This window comes from Syntrophorhabdales bacterium, assembly GCA_035541455.1.
In the GTDB taxonomy this organism is placed as follows: Bacteria; Desulfobacterota; Syntrophorhabdia; order Syntrophorhabdales; family WCHB1-27; genus JADGQN01.
Genome location: DATKNH010000046.1, coordinates 57,805 through 83,140, shown reverse-complemented (window position 1 = coordinate 83,140; position 25,336 = coordinate 57,805). Strand labels below are relative to the sequence as shown.

Here is a 25,336-nt window from a genome sequence, read left to right as displayed (position 1 = left end):
ATTGACAGTCAAGGAGAAACACGAACACGAACGCTTCAGAATAACAAATAATCCAAAGGGCCCGAGTCTATTTTTACGTCCGAAGGTTGGGCTCTACGGTGCGGCTGCAGACCTTTCCTGGGGTACGGCCCTACGCAAGAAAGAAAGCACGACCTCGTTGAACGCTCCCGGCTCTTCAATCTGGCAGGCGTGCCCCGTAGGAAGCACAACCAGCTCAGAGCCTGCTATTCGCTGCTGCATTACTTTGCCTGCTTCCGGTCCGGACCAGCGATCATGCTCGCCTACTATGATCAACGCAGGGCACACTATCTTCGAGAAATCAACGGGGCGTCCCCTTCGACCCATGGATTCAAGCACCTTTCTGTACCCTGCGGCGCTGGATATCGCCAAAGCTTCCTCATATTTCTTGATCATATCCGTATGCTTCTCGGCAAAGCCTGCAGAAAACGTAGTGGAGGAATCGACGTGAATTCTTTCTTTGATGATTCCTGTCATGCCTTCTTTTTCAAGGATAGCCATTTGCGCGTTGCGCCGCTCCTCCCAAACCGTGCGATCGCCGAGTCCCACTGCTGCACCCGCAACCCCTGCCAGTACGAGGGCATTGACCATCTCAGGGTGTTCGGTGGCAAGCATTGCCGCGATCATGCCTCCGAGGGAATAGCCTAGCACAGAGGCTCGCCTCACGCCGAGCTCGTTAATCAGCGCATAGAGATCATCGGCCCAGACACCGCTGGTGTAATCGCCTTCGGCCACTTCCGTGAGGCCGTGCCCGCGCATGTCGTAGGTGAGCACATTATACTCTTTGGAGAAGACAGGGACCTGGTTATACCAGATGGCGAGATTATCCCCCGCTCCATGAATAAGGATAAGCCAATCACCACCGCCATTGATTTCGTAATTGATATATATATCGTTTGCCCTGATTTTCATGTTTTTTCACCTTCTAACGATTTTCTTTCAGCTTGTTCAGTGCTGAAAAGGTGGCCGAAGAGTCGCTCGGTTTCGTGCCGGTATTGGATATCTGATCTTACAGGTTTCGGGAATTGATCCTTCCACTCGTAAGGCTTTGTCGCATCAATGATAGCGCGTGAGTTAAAGAAGCGGCGCGCAGCCCTGTCCTCGGGCGAGAGGCGCGGATCAAGGGCCCAGCTAGTCGCGCGCGGCACAATGTCTATCGACGTAGCAGGGTCGCTTCGCGTCAGTACTGCCCACATGACATCATTCAGATCACTTACGTCGATGTCGTCATCAACAACAATTACTATCTTTCCGCCGATATTTGCGACTGTTGTGGTGTACGCTGCATGGCCGACCTGCCGTGAATGGCCGAAATACTGCTGATCGATCCCGACCACGACAAGAAAGCGGCAGCCGCCTACTCCGAAGCACCAGGCGCTGCTAATGCCGCGTATACCCTGTCTTCTAAGCTGCTGCAGGAGAATCGCCGATTGGAGGTATTGCCTCGCCTTGTCCGCATCGTACGGCGGCTTCATGGGCGGCATGCCCAGCAGAACAGGATCGTTCCTGTGGTAGACTGCTTCGACGTCGACAAAAGGTTCGTCCTGAGCGCCGGATGCATAGTAGCCGGTAAATTCCCCAAACGGCCCCTCATACTTCGCCCGGCCCGGATAGGAGAAACCTTCTATCGCAATCTCGGCCCTCGCCGGGATGGGAAGACCCGTCACCGGGCCCTTGATTACTTCCAGCGGTTCACCACGCCACCCACCGATCCAGTCGAATTCGCATGTGCCGTAGGGCAGCTCCGCCATGCCTCCGGTGAACAGGAGCGGATCGCTTCCAAAAACCATGGCTACAGGACACGGCTCCCCACGGCCATAGAATTTGTCCCGGTGGGCTCTGCCGTGATGCCCGGGCAACGAGTAGAACCCCACGCTTTTCCTGTCGTGGAGCTGACTCCGGTACGGTGCGACATTGACGGAGCCTGAGTCAGGATCGCGTGTTATCACAAGGCAACCTGTGCCTATGTATGGTCCGCCATCGTCCTTATGCCATTTGGGCACAGGAAATTTCATGAGATCGACTTTGCTTCCTGTGGCAACATTTTCAAGAAGCGGCCCTCCGTCGACGTATTTCGGAGGAAGCAACTGCAGTTTGTCGATGCGATCGCTGAAATGCTCGAGGAGCTTCAGACGGTCTTTCTCTTCCGGAAAGCCAAAGGTAAACGCGATCATACGCGTGGTTCCGAAGGGGTTTAACAGTATTGAGTATCCCTGCTCATACCCAGAAAAACCTGAGAGCATCAGTGCAGGTCCCTGATCAGTCGAGGCGGAGAGCTCAGCTATGCGGCCCACATCCTCCTCGAGACGGACACCGCTCACTCTCTTCAGTTCACCCATCTCTTCGACGCGTGCAAGCCATTCCCGCAAGTCGTTATACTGCACGTTCATTCAATCCCTCCATCAGGCGCTGTCGACAAGACGCCTACATAGGTTATCAGCGGTGCCGTTAAAGTCAAGTGGCATTGTGCAATCACGAGCGCAGCCCGGGTGCACGCGCACCTTTGGCTCTACGACCACAGCCTTGCATCTCTGATTTCAACGATGGTACGCTTGGTCAATGGCTGTTTTGAAAAAAGAAAAGTTTTTCTACGGTAACATAATAACGGCCGCAGGTTTCATCATCTGGTTTGTGGGCTGGGGTGCATTTACGCCATCCTTCAGCGTATTCCTGAAGCCGCTCATTGCAGAGTTCGGCTGGTCCCGGGCCGATGCCTCGCTTGCCTACTCCTTATCATTCCTTTCGCAAGCAGCCTTTGCCGTGGCGATGGGCTGGTTAACGGATAAGCTGGGACCGCGTCTGGTGATTGCAGGTCTGGGCTCAGGCCTGGGCATCTGCTACCTGATGCTCTCCCGCGTGACAGCGCTATGGCAGTTTCAAGCGGTTTATGCGCTTGTCGGCGGCATAGGCATGAGCACGCTTACTGTGCCAGTGATGGTCACGATATCGCGCTGGTATGTGAAAAGAAGGGGAACAATGATGGGTATCGTCCAGGCAGGCGGAGGATTCGGTGGCCTTCTCTTCCCTCCGCTCGCAGGACACCTGATCCTCGGGTTCGGCTGGCGTTATGGCTATTTGATCTACGGCATCATCAATCTTGTGGCAATAGTCGGTGCGGGGCTTCTCTTCGTGCGTGACCCCAACGTCATGGGGCAACACCCCGACGGTTCGGCTGTGACAGCTCATTCCAGCACAGAAGAAGGCAAGTCGGATGAAGTCACCGGTCTCTCCATGCGGTCAGCATTTGTGAGCCCACAATTCTGGATCATTTTTGGTTGCTATGCGGTTTTCGGATTTTGCAGATCGACCTTCGCGTCGCACACGCCGGCACACGTGCAGGATCTCGGTTTCTCACTGATGGATGGCGCGACAGTCCTGGCGGTCATCTGGGGAGCCAGTTCTTTCGGCAGACTAGGCATGGGCCGGCTCATCGATTATGTGGGGAATCGTAAAACCTTCATTGCGAGCTTTGTCATGACGACCGGAGCACTGCTGATTGCGCTGTGGGCAAAGGATCTGTGGATGCTCTACGCTTACGCGCTTATCTTCGGTCTGGCCTGGGGCAACCAGGCAGTGCTCCGGTTCTCGGTGGCGTCCGAAGCATTTGGACTGGCGTCGCTTGGCCTGATTGTCGGCGTCCTTGGGGTTGCAGAGTCGGGCTCGGCAACCGTAGGCGCGTATATAGCAGGCTACATATTCGATCGCATGGGCCACTACGATCTGATCTTCTGGATCGGCGTAGTCGTGTCAGCCGCGGGTGCGCTGCTGGCGGCACTGCTCAAACCCGCACTGAAAAGCAGATAACACCAAGTTACCTTCATTCATACAGCTTTCGGGTGCCCGCTTCCGGGTGTTATTTTTGAATGCAACTTGGTATAAGCACTAAGGAGGGACGGAGGAACTGTAAGAGCAAGAGTTCAGCAAGAGCGATGAAGTTTACGTGGTTCTGCGCAAGGGCGGAATGGGAGGTTTGGCGACCATTTCCTCAATCTTTTTTTCGGTCAGCTTGAATCGTGAATCGTATAGTTTCGGATCTCTGACTTCCGGGCCTTCGGTGCTTCGCCAGTTAAAATTGCAGCGCGGGCATCGAAAGATCTCCCAGGCTTTATCGTCAGCTTCGAACACTTTGTAAGCTTCCACAAACTCACATCTCGGGCAGATCATGTAGATCATTTCCTCCTTTTCAGGATCTCTTCCATCCAGAAGGCGGTCTCAGGTGGTATGTCTACGACCGATCCATCGGCAAGGGGAATGTCCGGGGGTACCGGCTTCGTCGCGTCAATAATCGTTTTTGTGGTTATGCCGCGTAAAAGATGGGCGGGATCGACGGTTGAACCCGGCGCATTAGGGATCAGCACCAGGTCCCTCTCAGGCCGGAAGCGGACAGAGATTGCCCACATCACCTGCTGCAGGTCAAAAGGGTCGATGTCATCATCCACCACGATGATGAATTTTGGATAGGTTATCCCATGGGGTGTGGTGAGAAGACGCAGCGCCAGCGTTTTCGCGAAACCCCCAAAGCGCATCTTTGATGAGATGATCGTGACATACCCGTGAGTGTACATGGCATTGATGGCCTGAAGCTCCGGGAACTCTGTTTCCATCTGTTTGAAAGGGGCCACGCTGGTGCTCATAGCCATCATGTAATCCATCTCGTTCCAGGGAAGGCCGCTGTAAAGGTTTTCAAAGATGATGGGGTCGCGGCGCCGCGAGATGAGATCCACCTGTACCTCGGCCTGGATCATGCTGGAAGAGTAATAGCCCGTGTACTCTGCAAAGGGCCCTTCCACAAAACGTTTGCGGGGGATAATCTCTCCTTCGATCACAAGTTCTGCGCCGGCAGGCAGATCAAGATTCCCCTTCTCTGACGCGATAACTACAGCTGCCTCACCCCTGATCGCGCCTATCATTGAATACTCATCCTGATGGTAATGGAGCGGTGTGGAAGCCACCAGGCTTGTAACGGGCTCGTTCGAGACTGCGATCGCCACCCTGAGCGGCACATTGAGCTCCTCTGCCTTACGCAAGTGAACGGCAATATCATGCTGCGCTGCAGCCTGAATGCCTATACGGTCGTGGTCCTTAATCTGCATCCTGTACATGCCAAGGTTCTGGTCTTCTCCTGTTTCCGGGTCTCGCGTGACCACGCATGCCTTTGACAGGTAAAAGCCGCCGTCCAGAGGGTTCACCCGGAAGAGGGGGAGTTCCTTATACAGATTGAGGTTCTTCTCTATCATCACCTCCTTGAAAGGTGCATCGGTGACGCGCTTGGGTGGAATCGGGTAGCGGTCCCAGCGCTCGACCAGTTCAGCGAATTGGGCTCTGAGGCCCGTCTGTTTGGGTAGATCGAGCATAAGCGCATGGTTCTGGAATGAACCGTGAACATTCATTGCCACCTGCTTGTTCGAGTATCCTTCTATCTTCTCGAAGAGCAGAACCGGACCTTCAGCAATCTTTGCAGCTGCGCAGGAGGCAGCGCGTATGTCGGGCTCAAGCTTGATGTTCTCCTGAATCCTGACGAGCTGACCCTCGGCCTCACACTTTTCAAGAAAGGCTCTGAGAGAGTTAAAGGGCATATACTTCTCCTTGTGTCTTTCAGACTTCTACACTATAGCACTTCGAGCTGTCAATACTCAGGAGCGATGCGAAGCTTTGTCTGCCGCGAGGAGCGCTGCGCCGTACGCAGCAGTAATCTGCGGTTCTTCGGGAACAAGGAGCGTGACGCCCAGTGCAGCCTCGATTGCTCTTACCAATCCAATATCCTTTGCCCCTCCGCCCGTGACGGCACAAGTACCGACTGTTCCTGTGCGCTCCACAAGGTTGACGATCTTCGACGCCATCGCGTTGTGGATACCGGCCAGGATATCTTCGACAAGGGCGCCCTCTGCTATGCGAGAGACAGCCTCGGCTTCAGCAAAGACCGCGCAGCCCGTGGTGAATTCCACCGGTTTTTTGGATTGGAGGGAAAGACGCCCGATATCACTGATTTCAACGTGGAGCAGGCGAGAGATGACTTGCAGGAATTTCCCGCTTCCCGCAGCGCATTTCTCATTGAGTATGAAATTGGTAACTCTGCCCCCTTCGCCGATCTTGATTACCTTACTGAACTGCCCGCCTATGTCGATAGCAGTCTGCGCTCCGGGAAATAGAGAATAGATAGCCCTGGCCTGACAGGAGATGTCGGTTATGCTCGCGTTTGCAGATTCGATCGTGGCCGAGCCATAACCTGTTGCGACGATGAAGGCCAGATCGAAAGGCTGAAGGCCGACTTTACCCGCTGCTTCCTCCACGATTCTCAGCGCTGTTTCGCGGTAATTTCCCCCGGATGGGGCGACAGTGAATGCCCTGATCTGGCCGTCAGAGCACACCACAGCTTTGGAGAAGGCGGAACCTATGTCGATGCCTAGCGTATTCACGTCAAATCCGAAATCCTAATATCTAAATCCTAAACAATATTGAATATCAAATGTTCGAGAATAAAACGTCGGGGCAACTACGTTTGAGATTTTGGTGATTAGAGATTGTTCAGGATTTAGATATTAGATATTGCAATGTAGTCTGGGCCGTCAGGTAAAGAACTTTGCTTCCTGCAGGTCCGTGCCTCTGCGTACCAGAGGGGCCCCGCTCGAAGCTGCCTTTTCGGCCATCTCTTTTCCAATCAGCGCTGCTCCCAACGCTCCGGTGAGCAGAGGCTCTGGTGGCACCAGAACGCGGCATCCGAATTTTGATTCCAGGGCTTTCACAAGCCCTATGTTCTTTGCCCCACCGCCCGTGATTGCCAGATCCGGTTCCACTTTCAGCTTGTTGACCAGTGCGTATATTCTCGTGGCAATTGCTTCATGCACCCCTGCAACGAGATTCTCAACAGGCTCACCATTTGCCAGCTGAGAGACAACCTCCTGCTCTGCAAAAACAGTGCAGGTGTTGCTGATTGTCGCGGGTCGTGAGGCTGAAAGGGAAACTTCACCAAGCCTCTCCAGCGGCACGCCCAGGGCATCAGCGATGACCTCGAGGAAGCGTCCTGTGCCGGCCGCGCACTTGTCATTCATGACAAAGGCGGTAACCTTGCCGTTCTTCACCTTGATGCCTTTGCTGTCCTGACCGCCTATGTCCACGATTGTCGTCGCAGTAGGCAAGAGGCTCACCAGTCCTTTTGCGTGACAGGTTATCTCGGTTACCTGCTTGTCTGCAAAGGGGACGTTGATCCGGCCATAACCCGTGGCGATGATGTAGTTCAGATCACTGAAGACCAGATCGGCTCTGGCGAGGGCTTCCTCCATTACCTTGTGGGCCAAACGGCGATGTTCTGGCCCGGTCGGCCCAATCACTGAAGCGACAAGGCTTTTCCCCACGATCGCAACCTTCGTCATGGTGGAGCCGATGTCAACGCCGGCAAAGAATGCGCTCATGTAATCTCAACTCACGGTATACGTTACGGTCACGAGGTACAGGTTACGAGCTGCGAGTTCCAATTGGGCTCGAAGCCCATGTCTGCGCCTTCGTAGGCTACCTTGCCTGATGCGAACAAAGCAATGTCACACATGATCTTTCCACATGCCGTACTTCTCTCGCAACACACGGTGCAGAATTTTGCCCGGCCCTGACCTTGGCATCTCTTCGTCCTTTATAAAAAACACCTTCTTGGGGATCTTGTAGCCGGCGATCTTCCCCCTGCAGAAGTTTGAGATCTCCTCCTCCGTTGCGTTCTGGCCTTCATGAAGCACGACGACCGCGGTTACCAGCTCGCCCCACTTCTCGTGCGGTGTGCCGATGACTGCGACGTCCTTGACTTTGGGGTTCGATCCGACACAGTTCTCCACCTCAGACGGAAAAACATTTTCACCGCCTGAAATGATCATGTTGGCTTTTCTGTCGACAAGGTAGTAGTAACCATCTTCGTCCCTCTTGCCGAGGTCGCCCGGAGAAAAGTAGTCCCCCCTGAAAGAGGCTTCTGTGCGTTCCGGGTCTTTCCAGTAACCATCGAACAGCATCGGGCTCGAGGCGTAGATCTCACCTACTTTGTTCGGCTCATGGATCTCATTGCCGTTTTCATCGATCAGCTTGACCGCATTCGTTCCCGTTGCTTCAAGGCCTATAGAGCCCAGCTTGGTGAGTTGTTCGTGTGGCTTGAGGATCGTGACAAGACCTGTCTCCGTAGACCCGTAGGCCTCATAGAGGCTTGAGTTCTTAAAATAGCTGAGTATGCCAAGCTTTGTATCCCTTCTTGCGGGCGCGGAGGAGCACAGCAGTTTCTTAACGCAGCTCACGTCATACTTGCTTTTTACCTCCTCGGGTAGCGCCAGGATCATGATGTAATGGGTGGGTACGAGCGAAGTGAAGGTGACCCGGTGCTCGGCAAATGTCTTGAGCAAATGTTCAGGATCAAAGCTCACCATGTTGTAAGCCATAGCCGTGGCCCCCACCCATGTGTTGGTGAACGAGTAGAAAAGAGAGTTGACATGGCAGCAGGGCATCACAAGAAGCGTGCAGTCATCGAACTCGAAGTCATGGTCGATGATGTTGATGAAGTAATGTGCTGCGACCGATTCGTGTGATCTGATGACGCCTTTCGGTTTGCCGGTCGTGCCGCCCGTGTACATGATCACCCACGGATCATCGCCCGTCACGTGCGTCTCCGGCTCAGCCGGACTCGCGGCAGCCATGAGGTCTTCATACGCGAGATAACCCTCGAAATGATCATTGCCTACTGCGAAAGATATATAGCGCTCAACCGTGGGAAGATTCTTCTTGAGCCCGTCAACGGTCTTGATCCATTGATCCTGAGCGATGAAGACCTTGGCCTCGCAGTGATTGACAATATACTCCATCTCCGGCTGTGCGAGCCGGAACATGAGCGGCACGCAGATAAACCCGCCCTTTGCAGCGGCTGCGTACATCTCAAGCCACTCCACGCAATTGTAGGCAAGAACCGCAAACCTGTCGCCCTTCTTCATGCCGAGTGCGGCAAGGGCGTTGGCAAGCCGGCACGATCTGGCGTCCCACTCCTTGAAGGTATAGGATTTGTTAAGATCTTTCGCCCCGACTTTGTTCGGCCACTTGAAGGCGTTTACCTGCAGCACATCCTTTGCCGTGAGCCACCGTCTACGTTTCATAAAAGACCTCCAGAATTATCTTGGAATATTTTTCACAGTCAATCGAGATACGCGCCCTTGTCAGCGCTCACCGCGTGTTTCGCAAAATGGGCAAGATAGCCTTTCGTGATCTTTGGTTCCGGCGGTTTCCATGATGTCAGTCTGTGCTTGATCTCGTCGCCGGTCAATTCGACGTTCAGGGTGCGAGAAGGGATGTCTATCTCAATGATATCGCCATCGCGCAGCGCCGCAATGGGACCGCCAACCGCCGCTTCGGGAACCAGGTGCCCCACACAGGGCCCGCCCGATGTACCCGAGAATCTGCCATCCGTTACTATGGCGACTGATCTGTCGAGGCCCAGCTCCACGAGCATCCACGTTGCCATTACCATCTCCCGCATGCCGGGTCCTCCTTTGGGACCTTCATAGCGGATCACCAGCACTTCCCCTTGTTTTACTTTACCCGCAAGCAACGCATTGACGCAATCCTCCTCCTGTATGAAAACTCTCGCCGGACCCTTATGGTGCTGCATCTCAGGGCGCACAGCTGTCTGTTTCACCACTGCTGTTCCCATATTTCCCTTCAGGATGGCAATGCCGCCATTGTTGCCTTTCGGGTTTGTGAGTGGCCTGATAATCTCAGAATCGCTGATGACGGCTCCTTTCAGATTTTCCTGGAGTGTCCTGCCGCTTGCAGTCGCCACGCTCGTATCGAGGAGAGTTGCCATGGATTTCATGACCGCCTGTAATCCTCCTGCTCGCTCGAAGTCCTCCATGAGATACTTAGGATCGGACGGCTTGATTTCCATGATAGAAGGGGTCTGCCGGCTGATCTCTTCAAAGTCATCGAGCGTGAAGGGATAATCGAGTTCATGCGCAATTGCCGGAAAATGAAGCGTGAGGTTGGTGGAACCGCTGGTCGCACAGCAAACTTTTACCGCATTACGGAAGGCAGCAGGGGTCATGATATCTCTCGCCTTCACATCCTTCGATAGAAGCTCCATTACCTTGCGTCCTGCTTCTTCTGCCAGTTTTTCAAGCGCAGGGTCAGTGGCGCAGAGGCTCGAGTTCCCGGGGAGGGAAAGACCGAACGCTTCTGCGGCGATGCACATACTGTTTGCTGTGCCCATGAGGCAGCATGCTCCGGGGCCCGGACAGCACAAGCCCTCAACTTCACGCAGTTCCTCCTTTGTAATTTTTCCCTGCCTGTACATGACAAAATACTTGCCCATGGAAGAACAATCGAGCCTGTCTCCTTTATAACGGCCTGCCGGCATGTAGCCGCCGCTGAAGAGCACGGTGGGGAGGTTGCAGCGGGCCGCGGCCATGATGAGCCCCGGGACGATCTTGTCGCATGTCCCGATCATCACCGCAGCGTCGTAGCTGGCGTGCTCTATCATCATCTCTACTGACGCGGCGATCAGGTCCCTGCTGGGGAGCACATACTTGAATCCCTCGTTACCGCTGCCCTGCCCATCGCACGGAGCGAGCACGTTGAAGATCGTTGCCATGCCTCCAGCCTCACGGATGCCTCGTTTCACCGCCTGAGCGATTCGATCCAGATGGTGGGAGCCGGGAAGAATTTCGTTCCAGGTGTTGGCAATTGCTACGAGTGGTTTTTCAAGGTCGGCATCAGTTGCTCCCATGGATTTGAAGAAGACCCGCCGCATGTAGTATTGTGGCAAATCGGGTGTTAATGCCTTGCTGCGCAGTGGCTTTGTCATGCTCTTCCTCCCTATTGTGGTTCACATTCGTCTCAAATGTATGTTAGCTCCAACCATTTCCTTCGCTCGCTTGCCCCTCCCACGCTGGAGCTCTCTGCCGGAGGGAAAGAGCGTTCCGGCAGATGCAAGCAGCATAACGTCATCAAACATGCCATAGGAATTTCTCGCGTGTCAATCATATCCCCTGTCTACATTTGTCTTTCCCGCAGGTCTGTTTTGTGATAAAAGATATGACCATGCCACGACCCACTCGGAGGGCTTCTGATTTCGACCGCTGGCTTGAGTCTCTTCTCAGCCCGGAATGGGAGACGCGGCTCAACGCTGCCGAGGCTCTAGGCAAGATGAAGGACAAGAGGGCTGTGAAGCCCCTCCTTGTCGCGCTTAAGGATGAAGATGAATACGTCCGGGAAGGAGCGGCATGGGCCCTCGGTCAGATACACGACGAGAGCGCGGTCCCTGCCTTAATCGCTGCAGTAAAAGATAAGGACAAGTATGTACGCGAAAGTGCGGTAACCGCTCTTGGTGATCTTGGAGACAAGAAGGCTATAAAGCCCCTCATTCACGCCCTGAAGGAGGGTGATGAATCGATGAGGCGGACGGCTGAAAAGGCTCTTGTTAACCTGGGAGAGCCGGTAATAGGCGAGCTGGTACTTCTGCTGAAGAACAGCGATTGGGATATTCGGTGGCGAGCGGTGCATGTGCTTGGAGCGACGAAAAACAAGAAAGCGTGCGAGCCGCTGATCGCGAGGCTGCAAGATGAGAACCGGTACGTGCGCGAAGCAGCGGCCATCGCGCTCGGAGAAATAGAGGATAAATGTGCTGTCGAGCCGCTCATCAAAGCGCTCCAGGATGAAAACAAGTATGTGCGGGAGGAAGCCACGACCTCGCTCGCAGAGATCAAGGACAAACGTTCCGTGGGTCCCTTGATTAAGGAATTGAGCGATAAAGATTGGGGTGTTCGCTGGGGAGTAACGAATGCTCTCGGCGAACTGCGAGACCCGGTTGCCATTGACCCGCTTATCAGGGCACTGGGGGACGAGGTGCGCTACGTACGCGAAGGGGCGGCCTACGCGTTGCAAAGGATAGGAAAGCCGGCAGTAAAGAAATTGCTGGTGAGTCTCCGCGACCCGGACGCAAATGTGCGCCGCTGGTCCGCGTGGACTCTGGGCAAGATAAAGGACCAGAGAGCCGCTAAGGACCTTATCAATGCGCTGCAGGACAAGGACAGCGGCGTTCAGTTCGCCGCCGAAGTGGCCCTCGCTGAGTTAGAGGAATAATATCACGCCTGTCACACCGAGACCTGCTTCCACAGTCATTCTGCTGAGAGAACAACCCGCATCAGGCTTTGAGGCCTTTCTGCTCAGGCGCCACCAGAAAAGCGTCTTCATGGCAGGTAACTACGTGTATCCCGGAGGCACGGTTGACAAGAGCGACGAGAGCCCGGAGATACTCACCCGTGTTGCATCCGGGGCCGGGAAGGGTTCGCATGCGGGCGTTGCCGCACCTGCCAATCTCCCCGGGTACCGCGTTGCAGCTATTCGCGAGCTTTTCGAAGAGGCTGGAATATTGCTCGCGTATGATACTGACGGGGCTCTTTTTCGAATCAAGAACGAGTCCGAGCAGGAGAGATTTTCTGAACATAGAAACAAGCTGAATGCCCGTAAGCTCACTATGGTGGAACTTCTGGCAGAGGAGCACCTCCTGCTGGCATTTGATCAACTCCACTATTACACGCACTGGATAACACCCGAAGCGAATCCTGTCCGTTTCGATACCAGGTTCTTTGTTGCGCGCAATCCCTCAGGCCAGGTTGCAACGCCGGATTTGAAGGAGACAACCGAAGGTACCTGGATCGCTCCGAGAAGCGCTCTGGAAGCCAACGTCCGGGGAGATGTACCGTTGAGTCCCCCCACGTTGAAAACGCTCGAAGATATAGGGCGCTTCGATACCCTCGATTCCTTACTGCGCTCCCTGGATGGTGCGGAAGGGAAGCCGCCCGTACAGCCTGTGAGCGTCGTTCTGGGAGGGGAGACCGTGCTGATTTATCCATGGGATCCTGACTATGAACTTTACAGGAGTACTGACCCGGACCGGTATCCTAAAGAGATCACGCATGGTCGCCCTTCAACGCCTTCCGACAACACAACCCGCCTTGTCTATCGACAGGGACTGTGGCTCCCCTTCGTGAAATAAGTCTGCCTTGACAAAGAAAAAGGCGCGCTCTACATTCTAAACAGTTCTTGATCGGGCGTTCAGCAGTGGCCAACGTATTTCTGAAAGGAAGTGAACAAGGCCTGCTACCTTTTTCACGATTCTCCTGTAATCAGATACAGAGGTAAGATCATGATAGAACAAACCGAACTGGAGAGACTGACCAGACTCGTCCGCTACTACATTCTCGTCTGCACAACAGAGGCGGGTTCCGGCCACCCCACCTCTTCTCTGTCTGCAACCGAGTTGATGGCGGCCCTGTTTTTCGACGGCTGGTTCAAGTACGATGCGGATCGGCCTCAACATCCGAACAACGATCGCCTCGTATTCTCGAAAGGGCATGCCTCCCCTTTGTTTTATTCACTTTGGACGGTAGCGGGAAAAGTGACGGAAGAGGAACTGATGAGTTACCGCAAATTCGGCAGTTCCCTGGAGGGCCACCCTACCACTGCTTTCAGGTATACCGAGGCAGCGACAGGCTCCCTGGGCCAGGGTCTTCCTATCGGTGTCGGCATAGCGCTGAACGGCAAGTACCTTGATCGTCTTCCTTACCGCACGTACGTGCTTCTTGGTGATAGCGAGATGGCAGAGGGTTCGCAATGGGAGGCATTGCAGATTGCAGCACATTACAAGCTTGATAATCTTGTCGGCGTCATCGACGTGAACCGGCTCGGCCAGCGCGGGGAAACTATGTACGGATGGGATGTCGACGCGTACGCCAGGCGGGTCGCTGCGTTCGGATGGAACACTACTATTATTGACGGACACAATTGTGCAGAAATCCGCGCGGCTTACGAACGAGCGGCCAGGAATACGGGCAAACCTCTGATGATTATTGCCAGGACCGTGAAAGGCAAGGGTGTGCCTTTTGTTGAGAACAAAGAGGGGTGGCACGGGAAGGCGTTGAATAAGGAGCAACTCAAAGAGGCACTTGCTGCTCTCGGTGAAGTAGACAGATCCGTGCGCGGGGTCATGGCAAAACCCGAAGATCTGAAGCCCCAGGCCTCGACACCCGCAGTCATCCCGGAGCCTTCGTACGAAGAAGGAATACCGGTTGCGACAAGAAAGGCGTACGGCAACGCATTGAAGCGCATCGGGCCCGCATTTCCGGCAATGGCTGCCGTGGACGGAGAAGTGAGCAATTCCACCTTTGCCGAGATTTTCAGAGAAGCTCATCCTGACCGCTACTTCGAGATGTACATTGCTGAACAGAATATGGTTGGCGTGGCACTGGGGTTGGCGACGCGGGGGAAGATTCCTTTCTGCTCAACTTTTGCGGCATTCTTCACGCGCGCCTTTGATCAGATCAGGATGGGCCAGTATTCTCGGGCAAACATGAAATTCTGCGGCTCCCATGCGGGCGTTGCTATCGGCGAGGACGGCCCGTCACAGATGGGGCTCGAAGACATAGCCATGTTCAGAACGATACAGGAGAGCGTGGTGCTCTATCCCTGCGATGCCTACGCTACGGAGCGCCTGGTCGAAGAAGCGGTAAAAGAGAAGGGCATTGTGTACATCCGCACCACAAGGGAAGCGACTCCGCTTGTTTACGGCCCGGGCGACACATTCCCGATAGGAAAGCTTAAGGTTCTCAAGAGGAGCGACACCGATGTGATCGCGGTGGTCGCTGCAGGTGCGACGCTGTTCGAGGCTCTCGGCGCCTATGAGCAACTGGAAAAAGAGAACATCCACGTCCGTGTGGTCGATTGCTACTGCATTAAACCCATCGATACAGAGGCATTGAATGAAGCAGTAGGCGGCGTGAGGAGTGTTATAGCAGTCGAAGATCACCGGCCTGAAGGTGGCATCGGTGAAGCCGTGAGAAGCGCCCTTGCGGCGGCTTCCGTGGCGATTCCCGTCTATTCGCTTGCCGTACGCAGCCTGCCGAAGAGCGGGAAGCCCCACGAACTTCTCGACTACGAGGGGATATCCAGAGGCGCGATCGTCAAAAAGGTGAAGGAGATACTATGAGACCTCCCGGTCTGAAAACAAGAATATTCCTGGATGGAGGAGACCCTGATGAGACAAGGGGGGCACTCGGTCTGCTCGGGTTCCTTGACGGGCAAACAACAAACCCCACACTCATCGCGAAAAATCCGGAAGTGCGAAAACGCCTCGAGAGAGGCGACCGGTTCAGCGACGGAGAGATTCTTGCCTTTTATAAGGACGTGGTGAAGGAACTATCTGCGATGCTGCCGCAGGGCTCGATCTCCGTGGAAGTGTACGCAGACAAGGTGACGCGGGCTGAGCAGATGCTTCTTCAGGGTAAGGAGATGTTTGCGTGGATTCCGAACGCGCACATCAAACTGCCGACGTCAGGAGAGGGACTCAAGGCGGCTGAGCAGGCGGTCAGGGATGGGCTTCGCGTGAATATGACCCTTTGTTTTTCGCAGGCGCAGGCGGCTGCGGTCTACGCTGCCACCCGCGGCGCGGCAAAAGGAGACGTTTTTGTCTCTCCTTTCATAGGCCGTCTTGATGACAGGGGAGAGAATGGTATGGATGTGATCGCCAACATCATCAGGATGTACAGTAAGGGGGACGGTCACGTGCAAGTGCTGACGGCAAGCGTGAGAGGACTCGAGCATCTGTTGTTTGCCGTTAAACTGGGATCCGACATCATTACCGCCCCTTTTGCCGTTCTCAAGGAATGGGCGGAAAAGGGACTTCCGATGCCGAAAGAGGATTATGTGTACCAACAGGGAAAACTGACGGGTATTCCGTATCATGAGATAGTTCTTGAAAATAAGTGGCAGGAGTATGACATTGCCCACGATCTTACCGTCAAAGGCATGGAACGGTTCTCTTCAGACTGGAATGCGTTGATAGGGAGATCTTAAGAAAGGTGGGGTATGGGAGAAGGACTGCCGCGGGTTGACGTAAGTCCCAGCTTCCGCACGGTAGGGGCGTGCGAAATAGAGATTGCGCCGCCGGCCTGCATCGTGATTTTCGGAGCCTGTGGAGACCTCACCCAGCGGAAACTGATGCCGTCGTTGTACCGCCTTTTCAAGGAGAATCTCCTGCCCGGTAATTCCTTTGTGTTTGGTGCCGACCGAATCGAGATAGAACGCGCTCAGTACCTTGAGACGATGAAGGTTGCTGTGAAGAAAGGCGTCGGTGCTGAATACAGTGAGGGCGCGTGGGGCGAGTTCGCTTCGAAGCTCTACTACACTTCCTTTAATTTTGAAGCGGTGGACACTTACGTTACTAGGCTGAAAGAAAAGCTTGAGCCGCTGGAGAGGGAGTATCAGACAGCCGGCAATCGTATTTTTTATCTCGCCATACCTCCGACGGTTTTTGAAACCGTAGTCACCAACCTCGACAAGGCAGGCCTTGTGCGAGCGCGTAAGAGCGGTTACCCTTACGTGGTGGTGGAGAAGCCTTTCGGCCGCGATCTGGAGTCGGCGCGCCACCTGAACCGGGTCCTGCAGGCCTGTTTTTCTGAGAAGCAGGTTTTCCGGATCGATCACTACAGCGCAAAAGAGACGGTCCAGAACATGTTGATGTTCCGCTTTGCCAACGCGATTTTTGAGCCGCTCTGGAACCGCAATTACATCGATCATGTGCAGATCACCGTAGCTGAGACGCTCGGGGTGGAGCACAGGGCCGCGTACTACGAAAAAGCCGGGATAATCAGGGACATGTTCCAGAGCCATCTCTTTCAAGTGCTCTCGCTGACAGCCATGGAGCCGCCCGCTGCCTTTGAAGCCGATGCGGTGAGTGATGAAAAGAATAAAGTCTTTCGTTCCATGAGGCCCTTCCCGCTGGAGCGGCTTGCGGACTTTGTTGTCATCGGCCAGTATGGGAAGGGCGAGATTGATGGCGAGCCTGTTCCGGCTTACAGAGGTGAGCCGGGCGTCTCACCCGTATCGCCCGTCCCCACCTATGCAGCAATGAAGGTATACGTGGATAACTGGCGCTGGACGGGCGTGCCCTTCTATTTGCGATCAGGCAAAAGAATGCAACGGGCGCGACAGGAGGTTTCGATCCATTTCAAGGCGGTACCTCACCTCATGTTCTCCGATCTTCCCGATGGGCACATCGAGCCGAATACGCTCATCTTCAGAGTGCAGCCTGACGAAGGCATCGGTCTAACGTTTCAAACGAAGAAGCCGGGAACAAAATTCTGCCTCAACCCCGGACCCATGGTGATGAACTTTTCTTTTGGTTCCGCAGGGCTGCTGGATGCGTACGAGTGGGTGCTGCTCGACTGCATGCTTGGAGATCAGATGCTTTTCATGCGTGAAGAAGCTGAGGAGCAGACATGGCGGTTGCTCACGCCTCTTATAGAGAAGCTGGAGTCGATCACAACGCCGGAGACACTGCCCACGTACGCTGCAGGCTCTGACGGGCCTGATCAAGCAATGAAGCTCATCGGGAACGACCAGCGTGCCTGGATGCCGCTTTGAGAGCGGATGTCGCGGGTCAGCGGTCACGACCGGCCGGCGCGAAGAGTTTCAGTGAGACCGTTACCTGAAATCCAAATCCTCGAAGACATTGAAGCGATGAGCCTTGCGGCGGCCCTGCGCTTTGCCGGAGCCTCAGCTGAATCGATTGCCTCAAAAGGTACATTCAGCGTTGCTCTGTCAGGCGGTTCCACGCCGAGAGCACTCTACCGGCTTCTCGGCTCAGACCGCTACATTCGTTCGATCGACTGGCAACACGTCCATCTGTTCTGGGCAGATGAACGCTGCGTAGCTCCGGATCATGAACAGAGCAACTTCAAACTGGCCCGCGACGCGTTTCTTTCTAAAGTGCCGCTTCCTGCGGGGAATGTGCACAGGATCAGAGGTGAGGAATCACCGGATGCCGCTGCAGAGGCCTATGACGCTCGCCTGCGGGAATTCTTCAGAAAGGGACTTCCCGCTTTCGATCTGATACTGCTCGGGGTGGGTGAAGACGGCCACACAGCCTCACTCCTTCCGGGCTCTCCTGCATTGAAGGAGCGGCTACGCCTTGCAGTTGCAGTCTACAGGCACCCGCCGGAGCTCAACAGAGTTACACTGACCCTTCCGGTCATCAACAGCGCGCACGAGGTGATCTTTCTCGTCTCAGGTGCTGCAAAAGCTTCCATTGTTCGGACTGTGCTCGAAGATAGCCAAGCGAAGCTGATCTATCCGGCTGCCATGGTAACTCCCCTGACAGGCAGCGTCTCGTGGCTCATTGATACGTCAGCTGCAGCACTCTTGAACAAGGCCTCTTTGTCTGGCGGAGGAGGGGAGCGCCGGGGATAAAGATATGCACGTGAAGGTACACGTTTGTCGAGATGGCGTCGTTTTCTTTTGAGCTTAAGCCCGCTGCTCCCTTCCGACTCGATCTTACAGTATGGGCACTGCGACGCAGGCCCGAGAACCTCATCGATAGATGGGACGGTGAGACCTATAGCCGGATTCTGTTGATTCAGGGCGCTCCTCTGGAAATTCGCGTACACTCAACGGGTTCCGTGGACTCACCTGTGCTGCATGCTCTGGTGCAGGGTTCGCGACTCTCCCGGCGCTCCGAGCCGGAAGTGAGAAGGACTGTCATCACGCTGCTGGGTGCGCAGCTGGATCTCTCACCTTTCTACTTCTTGGCGGATCGTGACCGGCGACTGAAACGTATTGTCGACCAGTTCCGCGGCATGAAGCCTCCCTGCTTCCCCACGGTGTTTGAGGCGCTCATCAATGCCGTGGCGTGTCAGCAACTTACACTCACGGTGGGCATCCAGCTGCTCAACAGGTTAAGCGCTCTCTGCGGCAAAGAGGGAACATCGGGAATGCATGCGTTCCCGGCCCCCGATAAAGTGCTGCAGATAAGCCTTGATCAGATGCGCGCACTCGGATTCAGCTTCGCAAAAGCTCGGGCGATCAGTGAAGTGGCGTGTGCTGCAAATGCAGGAGAACTCGAATTTGGACGCTTGTCGCAATTGAGTGATGAGGAACTTCGGGAGAGGCTTATGGCTCTGAAAGGCATAGGTCGCTGGTCTGCCGAGTACGCTATGTTACGGGGCCTGGGGCGCCTTTCAATCTTCCCTAGCGATGATGCCGGCGCGCGGAATAAGCTAGAGGCCCTTTTCGGCTCCGGCGCGCGCATGTCGTATTCAGAGGTTGGCCGTCGTGTTGCCCGATGGAGACCGTTTGCGGGGTTGGTCTATTTCCATCTCCTTTTGAGCGGACTGACGGAGAGAGGGCTGATAAGAACGTGATGTGCAAGGCAGTTATGCGGCCGGCTTTATAGAAAGCAACAGCTGAACCTTTCCTGGAACTCCTCTGCGCTGAAGCTGTATTCCTGAGTGCCGTAGCATTCCACAGCAAACGAGGCGCACACACTGCCCATCCTGGCGCAGTGCTCGATCTCCAGGCCTTTTACCAGGCCGCTGATTAATCCGCCCCTGTACGAATCTCCCGCACCGGTGGGGTCTTCCGCCTTTCTCGCCTTGGCCGCAGGAATATCTGTTTCCCGATCTCTCGCGCACACACGGGAGCCCTGCTCCCCGAGAGTAACTATGATGGTCTTTGCGCGCTTGAGCAACTCTTCTCTGTTCAAGCCGGTCTTACTCATAATGAGATCCAATTCGTAATCATTGGAAATCAAAATGCGGCACCCGTCTATCGCCTGGGTCAGATCTTTGGCATCGAGCATGGGCAATGACTGGCCAGGATCGAAGATATAGTCAATGCCTCTGGCTTTGCATTCGACAGGGTACTTGATCATATCGTCCAGATTGCCGGGAGAAACAATAAACAATGTCTCTCGCGGGTCGAATCTATCGAAGTTGAGGCAGGAAGAATATTTCATAGCGCCTGGATTGAATCCGGTGATCTGATTGTCTGCCTTGTCGGTGGTAATGTACGCGCCTGCAGTGCATTCCTCTTCTACGATTTTGATATACTCCGTGGAAATCCCGTTTTTTGTCAACCAGTCGATATACCGGTGATAGTCATAGCCGATGGTGGCCGCAACTGAGGGTTTTTCGCCCATCAGGGTGAGCGCGTACGCTATGTTGCCTGCTGTACCTCCGAATTTCTCCTTCATGCCGTTAACCTGGAAACAGACGTTCAACGTGTGAATCTTATCAGGCAGGATATGGTCTGAGAAATGGCCGGGGAAATCCATGATCCTGTCATAGGCAAGCGAACCGCAGACGATGATATTCATGACGCCATAACCTACAGGATATGCTCTCCCGCTGTCAAGCCCGCGCGCGCGTTTTTCCGGTCTTGACATAACCGCGCGACGGTCTAAGATTATTGCATGACGCTCTGGCCTTTAGGAGTATATTGCGCTCTCGCCATTGCACTGGTGGCGGTTACGCTGGGCCTCTCCTGCCTGCTGGGGCAGCGGCACAGGGACAGGACCACGGGAGAGCCTTACGAATCGGGCATACCGCCGACCGGGTCAGCGTGGATGCGGTTCGACGTGAAGTACTACCTCGTTGCGATGTTTTTCGTAATTTTTGATCTCGAAGCTGTGTTCATCTTTGCATGGGCCGTCTCTCTCCGGGAGTCGGGGTGGGCCGGTTTTATCGAGGCCTCAATCTTTATCCTGATATTGGTGGCTGCGCTCGCCTATATATGGTCCATGGGCGCGCTGGACTGGGGTCGACAGGGGAGGCCGCGTACGCGAAGAGAGACTGGCCCCATAGGTATCGCAGACTAAAGGATTCAAATTCATGTCTGATCCTGAGGCCGATTTCAAATCACAGTTACTGCGCAAAGCCGGGGGGTCTTCCCCTTCAAACGGTGGAATGACTTCCATCGACGAGTCTGTCCGTCGCAGCGTTCTCTTCTCGAGGCTTCAGGATCTCATCGCGTGGGGACGCAAATACTCCATGTGGCCCTTCAATTTCGGTCTTTCCTGCTGTTACGTGGAGATGGCGACGAGTCTCACGAGCCGGTATGACATCGCCCGTTTCGGAGCAGAAGTAATACGAAGTACGCCCCGAGAGGCGGATGTCATTATTATTGCAGGCACGGTCTTTATCAAGATGGCCCCTGTAATCAAGCGGCTCTACGATCAAATGATGGAACCGCGATGGGTCATATCCATGGGTTCCTGCGCCAACTCGGGCGGCATGTACGACATCTACAGCGTCGTGCAAGGCGTAGATAAATTCCTCCCGGTCGATGTGTATATACCCGGGTGCCCTCCCAGCCCGGCCGCGTTCGAGGAAGGGCTCGTGCTTCTTCAGCGCTATGTCGGCAAAGAGAAGAGGCCCCTGAGCTGGGTGACGGGAGCGCAAAGGGTGGTCAAACCGGAGACCCTGTCAATGCGTGACATAAAAAGGGCTGAGAGGAGCCGCGCGACGCTGCTGCGTCCTCCGGACGAGGTTTAATGTCCATCCTCTGTCATCTCTTTTGAAAAGGTGCACTTGTTACATTCACAGAACAATTCGGAACTCATTGACACATTGAAGCTGCGGCTGGGTGAGAATGTTGTCTATGAGCAGCCCACTGCGGACGCTATCCCAACCGTATGGGTAACGAAGGAGAGCACAGGGGATGTCCTCCGGTATCTCAAGGCAGAATTGGATCAGCCCTTCCGGACGCTCTACGACCTCACGGCCATAGATGAGCGCGTCCGCTCTCACCGGGGCGGGCAGCCTGCGGCCGATTTCACTGTCGTTTATCATCTCCTCTCGTATGAGAGAAATGAGGATGTGCGCATCAAGGTGGCACTCACGGGCGAACATCCTTCGCTTCCCAGTGTTATACCTCTGTGGCCGGCGGCTAATTGGTACGAGCGGGAGGTATTCGATATGTTCGGCATCTCCTTCGAAGGACACCCCGACCCCAGACGCATACTGATGCCGCTGTGGTGGGAGGGCCATCCCCTCCGCAAAGAGCATCCCGCGAGAGCCACGGATATAGAGCCTTTCCGGCTTCCGCCTGAAAAGGCAGAGTCAGACGAGAACGCGCTCCGGTTCGACCCTCGGCAGTACGGCATGAAGCGCCACAGTGAAGGAAGCGATTTTATGTTCCTTAACCTGGGGCCGCACCACCCGGGCGTTCACGGGGTCTTTCGCCTGATACTGGAAGTTGATGGAGAAGTAATTGTGGACGCCATGCCTGATATAGGCTTCCATCACAGGGGGGCCGAGAAGATGGGCGAGCGTCAATCATGGCATACCTATATCCCTTATACTGATCGCATTGACTACCTGGCAGGCTTCCTGAACGAGATGCCGTACGTACTAGCCGTGGAGAAGCTGGCAGGGATCGAGGTGCCGGATAAAGCAAAAGTGATTCGCGTGATGATGTGTGAACTCTTCCGCATCATCAATCATCTTGTCTACTACGGGACCTTCGCGCAAGACACGGGTTTCATGTCGCCGGTCTTTTACACGTTCAACGACAGGGAGCGCGCATTCGCTATTATCGAGGCCATCGGCGGCGGACGCATGCATCCCGAATGGTTTCGTATAGGCGGTGTTGCGCAGGATTTGCCGAGCGGATGGGATCAGCTGATCCGCGATTTCATCAAGTATCTCCCGCGCAGACTGGATGAGTATGACAGCGCTGTCATGAATAACGGCATCTGGAAGGCACGCACGAAAGGGGTCGGTGCCTGCACAATGGATGAAGCCATAGAATGGGGTGTCACCGGACCCAATTTGCGGGCGTGCGGTCTCGAATGGGATTTCCGAAAGACGAGACCTTACTCCGGTTATGATCAGTTCGATTTTGACATACCCACCGCTTCACATGGTGACTGCTACGATCGCTGCTTCATTCGGATCGAAGAGATGCGGCAAAGCCTGCGTATTGTAGAACAGTGCCTCGATAACATGCCGGCCGGACCTTATAAAGCTCTTCATCCGCTGGCCACGCCGCCCCTGAAAGAAAAAACCATGCATGACATCGAAACGTTGATCGACCATTTCCTCAACGTAAGCTGGGGTCCTGTGATTCCGTCAGGCGAAGTATGCGTGGGCGCCGAGGCAGCAAAGGGCAACGAGAGCTATTATCTCATAAGCGATGGCAACACCGTTTCCTATCGGACGCGGATACGTACTCCATCTTTTGCACACCTGCAGACAGTGCCTTTCCTGTGCCGGGGATTGATGGTGGCTGATTTGATAGCGATACTGGGGAGTCTTGACTATGTCATGGCCGATGTCGACCGATAGAAAGCGAGATAAAAAGTCCATCTGCGGCGTTGCGCGGCGCCCTGTGCCACTCCGACGTACGTCTCAGTACGCCTGCGTGCCTCAGGACTTGCGCGCCTTGCATCTGAAGCTTTTTCTCTCGCTTTCATCGTGCGAATCCTGCGCATTCTCTGGCAGCGTGGATCTTTTGTCCGCCATTGCCGAGGGTAGCCTTGCGAAGGTTAGACCTTGTGGTTCTGCCGGACCCGGGACCCAAGCCCCTGTAGAGGCGAAGCTGTGCTGACCGATGAAGAGCGGATGGCTGTGGAGAAGGAGGTTGAGGATTGCGAGTGCCCGGAGTCTGCCTCCGTGGAAGCCTTGCAAGCCTTGCAGCGGTACCGCCGATGGATTTCGGATGAAGCGATCAGGGATGTGGCACCCCTTGTCGGCATGTCGCCGGAGGAGCTGGATAGTGTCGCAACATTTTATTCATTTATTTTCCGCAGGCCGGTGGGAAGGCATGTGATCTTTGTGTGCGACAGTCTGACCTGCTATATCATGGGACAGGAGACTATCCAGGAGCATCTGAGTGGAAAGCTGGGAATAAGTACTGGAGAGACAACGGCGGATGATCGCTTTACGCTTTTGCCGATCAGTTGCATCGGCATGTGCGATCACGCTCCCGCCATGATGATAGATGACGATTTATATGGAGACCTGGATAGCGCCAAGGTTGATGAGATATTGGAGAAGTACCCATAACGGTGCGCAGTGAGCCGAAAGCAGTGAGCAGTTACAGGCGAACCGATTTCGTTGGATTCAGGAGAGGCACATAGTTTGACACAAAGACCGCTGACGGAACATTTGAGAGATGATGGACAGCAGCTCAGCATCGAGGAGTACGAGAGGGCCGGTGGCTATCAGGCTCTCCGGAAGGCTCTTACGCAGATGACGCCATCTGAAGTGATTGAGGAGGTGAAGGCGTCCAATCTGAGAGGGAGGGGCGGCGCCGGCTTCCCTACAGGTATGAAGTGGGGTGCCTGTCCCCCAGGGTCTGATATGGCCAAACCGAGGTACGCCATATCCAACTCAGACGAGATGGAGCCGGGCACGTTCAAGGATCGATTGCTCATGCAGCAGAACCCTCACCAACTTCTTGAAGGGTTGATTCTCTGCGGCTACGCGATCGATGCGCAGATCGGTTACCTCTTCTTGCGCTGGGCTTACACTGCTTCGGCCAAATCGTTGATGCAGGCGGTGCGCGAGGCATACGAGAAAGGATATCTGGGAGAGAACATACTCGGCTCAACGTTCAGCATGGATGTCAAGATGCATACCAGTGCAGGGCGCTACATCTGTGGTGAAGAGACTGCGCTGTTGAACGCGCTGGAGGGCGTAAGGCCGATACCCCGATCCAGACCGCCTTTTCCGGCGCAGTGCGGCCTCTGGGGGCGCCCCACGGTCGTGAATAACGCGGAGACGCTCTCCAATGTTCCCCACATCGTCCGGCATGGCGCAGCCTGGTACAAATCGTTGAGCCCTTCCAGCGATGGAGGAACAAAGATGTACGGGGTAAGCGGCAGAGTAAAAAAAGCCGGGCTCTGGGAACTGCCCATGGGTACCACTATTCGCGAGTTACTGGATGGGCGTGCAGGAGGGATGCGCGACGGATACACATTACGCGGTATCATTCCAGGCGGCGCATCGACCGATTTTCTCACAGGGGCGCACCTCGATGTAAAAATGGATTTTGATTCTATGCAGAAGGCGGGAAGCAGACTCGGCACCGGCACAATGATCATTCTCGACGACAAGACCTGTCCTGTTGGACTGGTGCTCAATCTCGAGCGCTTCTTTGCCCGCGAATCGTGCGGCTGGTGCACGCCCTGCCGTGAAGGACTGCCGTGGATAGTAAAGATATTGGAATCAATCGAGAAGGGGGAAGGGGAGTTGGGCGACCTCGACATTCTTGAATGGCAGTGCCAGGCCCTCGGGCCGGGTAAAACCTATTGCGTGCATGCACCCGGCGCTGTTGAACCGCTGCAGAGCGCACTCAAATATTTCAGGGAAGATTTTGAGCAGCACATAGAGGAAAAGCAATGTCCGTGGAAGGCAAAATGAAAACAGGAAATTCCAATATCCAATTTCCAATATCCAAACAATTTCAAATGACCAAAATGTCGACCCAGGACATCAATGAAGTTGATTTAGATATTCGATATTAGAAA

Annotated in this window: 22 protein-coding genes; 13 read left to right on the top strand and 9 right to left on the bottom strand. The window is 54.8% G+C overall.

All coding sequences use genetic code 11. From position 1 onward, the window contains the following. Nucleotides 1-93 precede the first annotated feature (93 nt). Together VMT71_05375 and VMT71_05370 are read right to left on the bottom strand one after the other, a co-directional pair. Nucleotides 94-930 carry an alpha/beta hydrolase gene (locus VMT71_05375; GenBank protein HVN23380.1) on the bottom strand — a complete coding sequence of 279 codons (837 nt, stop codon included), beginning with the start codon at nt 928-930 and terminating at the stop codon, nt 94-96. Continuing rightward, nucleotides 927-2,408 carry a UbiD family decarboxylase gene (locus VMT71_05370; GenBank protein ID HVN23379.1) on the bottom strand — a complete coding sequence of 494 codons (1,482 nt, stop codon included), beginning with the start codon at nt 2,406-2,408 and terminating at the stop codon, nt 927-929. Before VMT71_05370 ends, VMT71_05375 begins: the two co-directional genes overlap by 4 nt. A gap of 169 nt (nt 2,409-2,577) precedes the next feature. On the opposite strand from VMT71_05370, the gene VMT71_05365 reads away from it, so the two are divergent. Continuing rightward, entirely contained in the window at nt 2,578-3,822 is a 1,245-nt protein-coding gene (locus VMT71_05365; GenBank protein ID HVN23378.1) for an MFS transporter, read from the top strand. Nucleotides 3,823-3,954: 132 nt separating this feature from the next. Here VMT71_05365 and VMT71_05360 read toward each other — a convergent pair whose 3' ends face one another. From VMT71_05360 to ilvD, 6 genes are all read right to left on the bottom strand, one after another. Continuing rightward, a complete protein-coding gene (locus tag VMT71_05360) occupies nt 3,955-4,191 on the bottom strand; it encodes a non-oxidative hydroxyarylic acid decarboxylases subunit D (protein ID HVN23377.1) in 237 nt (78 codons plus the stop codon). Then, nucleotides 4,188-5,594: a UbiD family decarboxylase gene (locus tag VMT71_05355; GenBank protein ID HVN23376.1), complete on the bottom strand. Its 1,407-nt coding sequence runs from the start codon at nt 5,592-5,594 to the stop codon at nt 4,188-4,190. The genes VMT71_05360 and VMT71_05355 overlap by 4 nt, the downstream gene beginning before the upstream one ends. A 57-nt stretch (nt 5,595-5,651) precedes the next feature. After that, nucleotides 5,652-6,434: an acyl-CoA dehydratase activase gene (locus VMT71_05350; GenBank protein ID HVN23375.1), complete on the bottom strand. Its 783-nt coding sequence runs from the start codon at nt 6,432-6,434 to the stop codon at nt 5,652-5,654. 150 nt (nt 6,435-6,584) lie between these two features. Further along, complete coding sequence (locus tag VMT71_05345) at nt 6,585-7,427, bottom strand: acyl-CoA dehydratase activase (protein ID HVN23374.1); 843 nt, start codon at nt 7,425-7,427, stop codon at nt 6,585-6,587. 126 nt (nt 7,428-7,553) lie between these two features. Next, nucleotides 7,554-9,131 carry an AMP-binding protein gene (locus VMT71_05340; GenBank protein HVN23373.1) on the bottom strand — a complete coding sequence of 526 codons (1,578 nt, stop codon included), beginning with the start codon at nt 9,129-9,131 and terminating at the stop codon, nt 7,554-7,556. A 38-nt stretch (nt 9,132-9,169) separates the two neighbouring features. Continuing rightward, nucleotides 9,170-10,834: a dihydroxy-acid dehydratase gene (ilvD, locus tag VMT71_05335; protein ID HVN23372.1), complete on the bottom strand. Its 1,665-nt coding sequence runs from the start codon at nt 10,832-10,834 to the stop codon at nt 9,170-9,172. Between the two features lie 236 nt (nt 10,835-11,070). Here ilvD and VMT71_05330 point away from each other — a divergent pair, with 236 nt between their 5' ends. From VMT71_05330 to VMT71_05300, 7 genes are all read left to right on the top strand, one after another. Then, nucleotides 11,071-12,111, top strand: coding sequence for a HEAT repeat domain-containing protein (locus VMT71_05330; protein ID HVN23371.1), 1,041 nt, complete (start codon nt 11,071-11,073; stop codon nt 12,109-12,111). 109 nt (nt 12,112-12,220) lie between these two features. Continuing rightward, nucleotides 12,221-13,027 carry a hypothetical protein gene (locus VMT71_05325; GenBank protein ID HVN23370.1) on the top strand — a complete coding sequence of 269 codons (807 nt, stop codon included), beginning with the start codon at nt 12,221-12,223 and terminating at the stop codon, nt 13,025-13,027. Between the two features lie 150 nt (nt 13,028-13,177). Then, nucleotides 13,178-15,016 carry a transketolase gene (locus tag VMT71_05320; protein ID HVN23369.1) on the top strand — a complete coding sequence of 613 codons (1,839 nt, stop codon included), beginning with the start codon at nt 13,178-13,180 and terminating at the stop codon, nt 15,014-15,016. Continuing rightward, nucleotides 15,013-15,882: a transaldolase family protein gene (locus VMT71_05315; protein ID HVN23368.1), complete on the top strand. Its 870-nt coding sequence runs from the start codon at nt 15,013-15,015 to the stop codon at nt 15,880-15,882. The genes VMT71_05320 and VMT71_05315 overlap by 4 nt, the downstream gene beginning before the upstream one ends. A gap of 12 nt (nt 15,883-15,894) precedes the next feature. After that, nucleotides 15,895-17,451: a glucose-6-phosphate dehydrogenase gene (gene zwf, locus VMT71_05310; protein HVN23367.1), complete on the top strand. Its 1,557-nt coding sequence runs from the start codon at nt 15,895-15,897 to the stop codon at nt 17,449-17,451. A gap of 51 nt (nt 17,452-17,502) precedes the next feature. Further along, nucleotides 17,503-18,276, top strand: coding sequence for a 6-phosphogluconolactonase (pgl, locus tag VMT71_05305; GenBank protein ID HVN23366.1), 774 nt, complete (start codon nt 17,503-17,505; stop codon nt 18,274-18,276). A gap of 32 nt (nt 18,277-18,308) precedes the next feature. Then, on the top strand, nt 18,309-19,226 hold the full coding sequence (locus VMT71_05300; GenBank protein ID HVN23365.1) for a hypothetical protein: 918 nt from the start codon (nt 18,309-18,311) through the stop codon (nt 19,224-19,226). Between the two features lie 26 nt (nt 19,227-19,252). Here VMT71_05300 and VMT71_05295 read toward each other — a convergent pair whose 3' ends face one another. After that, nucleotides 19,253-20,179: a carbohydrate kinase family protein gene (locus VMT71_05295; protein HVN23364.1), complete on the bottom strand. Its 927-nt coding sequence runs from the start codon at nt 20,177-20,179 to the stop codon at nt 19,253-19,255. A gap of 96 nt (nt 20,180-20,275) precedes the next feature. On the opposite strand from VMT71_05295, the gene ndhC reads away from it, so the two are divergent. The 5 genes from ndhC (at nt 20,276) to nuoF (ending at nt 25,229) form a co-directional block, all read left to right on the top strand. Then, on the top strand, nt 20,276-20,680 hold the full coding sequence (ndhC, locus tag VMT71_05290; protein HVN23363.1) for an NADH-quinone oxidoreductase subunit A: 405 nt from the start codon (nt 20,276-20,278) through the stop codon (nt 20,678-20,680). A 13-nt stretch (nt 20,681-20,693) separates the two neighbouring features. Then, nucleotides 20,694-21,356 (top strand): NADH-quinone oxidoreductase subunit B family protein, encoded by a 663-nt coding sequence (locus tag VMT71_05285; GenBank protein ID HVN23362.1) that lies wholly within the window; start codon nt 20,694-20,696, stop codon nt 21,354-21,356. Nucleotides 21,357-21,392: 36 nt separating this feature from the next. Beyond that, nucleotides 21,393-23,150: an NADH-quinone oxidoreductase subunit C/D gene (nuoC, locus tag VMT71_05280; protein ID HVN23361.1), complete on the top strand. Its 1,758-nt coding sequence runs from the start codon at nt 21,393-21,395 to the stop codon at nt 23,148-23,150. Between the two features lie 255 nt (nt 23,151-23,405). Next, nucleotides 23,406-23,870, top strand: a complete 465-nt coding sequence (nuoE, locus tag VMT71_05275) for an NADH-quinone oxidoreductase subunit NuoE (GenBank protein ID HVN23360.1) — start codon at nt 23,406-23,408, stop codon at nt 23,868-23,870. Nucleotides 23,871-23,945: 75 nt separating this feature from the next. After that, nucleotides 23,946-25,229, top strand: coding sequence for an NADH-quinone oxidoreductase subunit NuoF (gene nuoF, locus VMT71_05270; GenBank protein HVN23359.1), 1,284 nt, complete (start codon nt 23,946-23,948; stop codon nt 25,227-25,229). Nucleotides 25,230-25,336 lie beyond the last annotated feature (107 nt).

Excerpts from the sequence above, each read along its gene's own strand:
- VMT71_05375 (HVN23380.1), bottom strand. The coding sequence starts at position 930 with ATGAAAATCAGGGCAAACGATATATATATCAATTACGAAATCAATGGC.
- VMT71_05370 (HVN23379.1), bottom strand. The coding sequence starts at position 2,408 with ATGAACGTGCAGTATAACGACTTGCGGGAATGGCTTGCACGCGTCGAA.
- VMT71_05365 (HVN23378.1), top strand. The coding sequence starts at position 2,578 with ATGGCTGTTTTGAAAAAAGAAAAGTTTTTCTACGGTAACATAATAACG.
- VMT71_05360 (HVN23377.1), bottom strand. The coding sequence starts at position 4,191 with ATGATCTACATGATCTGCCCGAGATGTGAGTTTGTGGAAGCTTACAAA.
- VMT71_05355 (HVN23376.1), bottom strand. The coding sequence starts at position 5,594 with ATGCCCTTTAACTCTCTCAGAGCCTTTCTTGAAAAGTGTGAGGCCGAG.
- VMT71_05345 (HVN23374.1), bottom strand. The coding sequence starts at position 7,427 with ATGAGCGCATTCTTTGCCGGCGTTGACATCGGCTCCACCATGACGAAG.
- VMT71_05340 (HVN23373.1), bottom strand. The coding sequence starts at position 9,131 with ATGAAACGTAGACGGTGGCTCACGGCAAAGGATGTGCTGCAGGTAAAC.
- ilvD (HVN23372.1), bottom strand. The coding sequence starts at position 10,834 with ATGACAAAGCCACTGCGCAGCAAGGCATTAACACCCGATTTGCCACAA.
- VMT71_05330 (HVN23371.1), top strand. The coding sequence starts at position 11,071 with ATGCCACGACCCACTCGGAGGGCTTCTGATTTCGACCGCTGGCTTGAG.
- VMT71_05325 (HVN23370.1), top strand. The coding sequence starts at position 12,221 with ATGGCAGGTAACTACGTGTATCCCGGAGGCACGGTTGACAAGAGCGAC.
- VMT71_05320 (HVN23369.1), top strand. The coding sequence starts at position 13,178 with ATGATAGAACAAACCGAACTGGAGAGACTGACCAGACTCGTCCGCTAC.
- VMT71_05315 (HVN23368.1), top strand. The coding sequence starts at position 15,013 with ATGAGACCTCCCGGTCTGAAAACAAGAATATTCCTGGATGGAGGAGAC.
- zwf (HVN23367.1), top strand. The coding sequence starts at position 15,895 with ATGGGAGAAGGACTGCCGCGGGTTGACGTAAGTCCCAGCTTCCGCACG.
- VMT71_05300 (HVN23365.1), top strand. The coding sequence starts at position 18,309 with ATGGCGTCGTTTTCTTTTGAGCTTAAGCCCGCTGCTCCCTTCCGACTC.
- VMT71_05295 (HVN23364.1), bottom strand. The coding sequence starts at position 20,179 with ATGAATATCATCGTCTGCGGTTCGCTTGCCTATGACAGGATCATGGAT.
- ndhC (HVN23363.1), top strand. The coding sequence starts at position 20,276 with ATGACGCTCTGGCCTTTAGGAGTATATTGCGCTCTCGCCATTGCACTG.
- VMT71_05285 (HVN23362.1), top strand. The coding sequence starts at position 20,694 with ATGTCTGATCCTGAGGCCGATTTCAAATCACAGTTACTGCGCAAAGCC.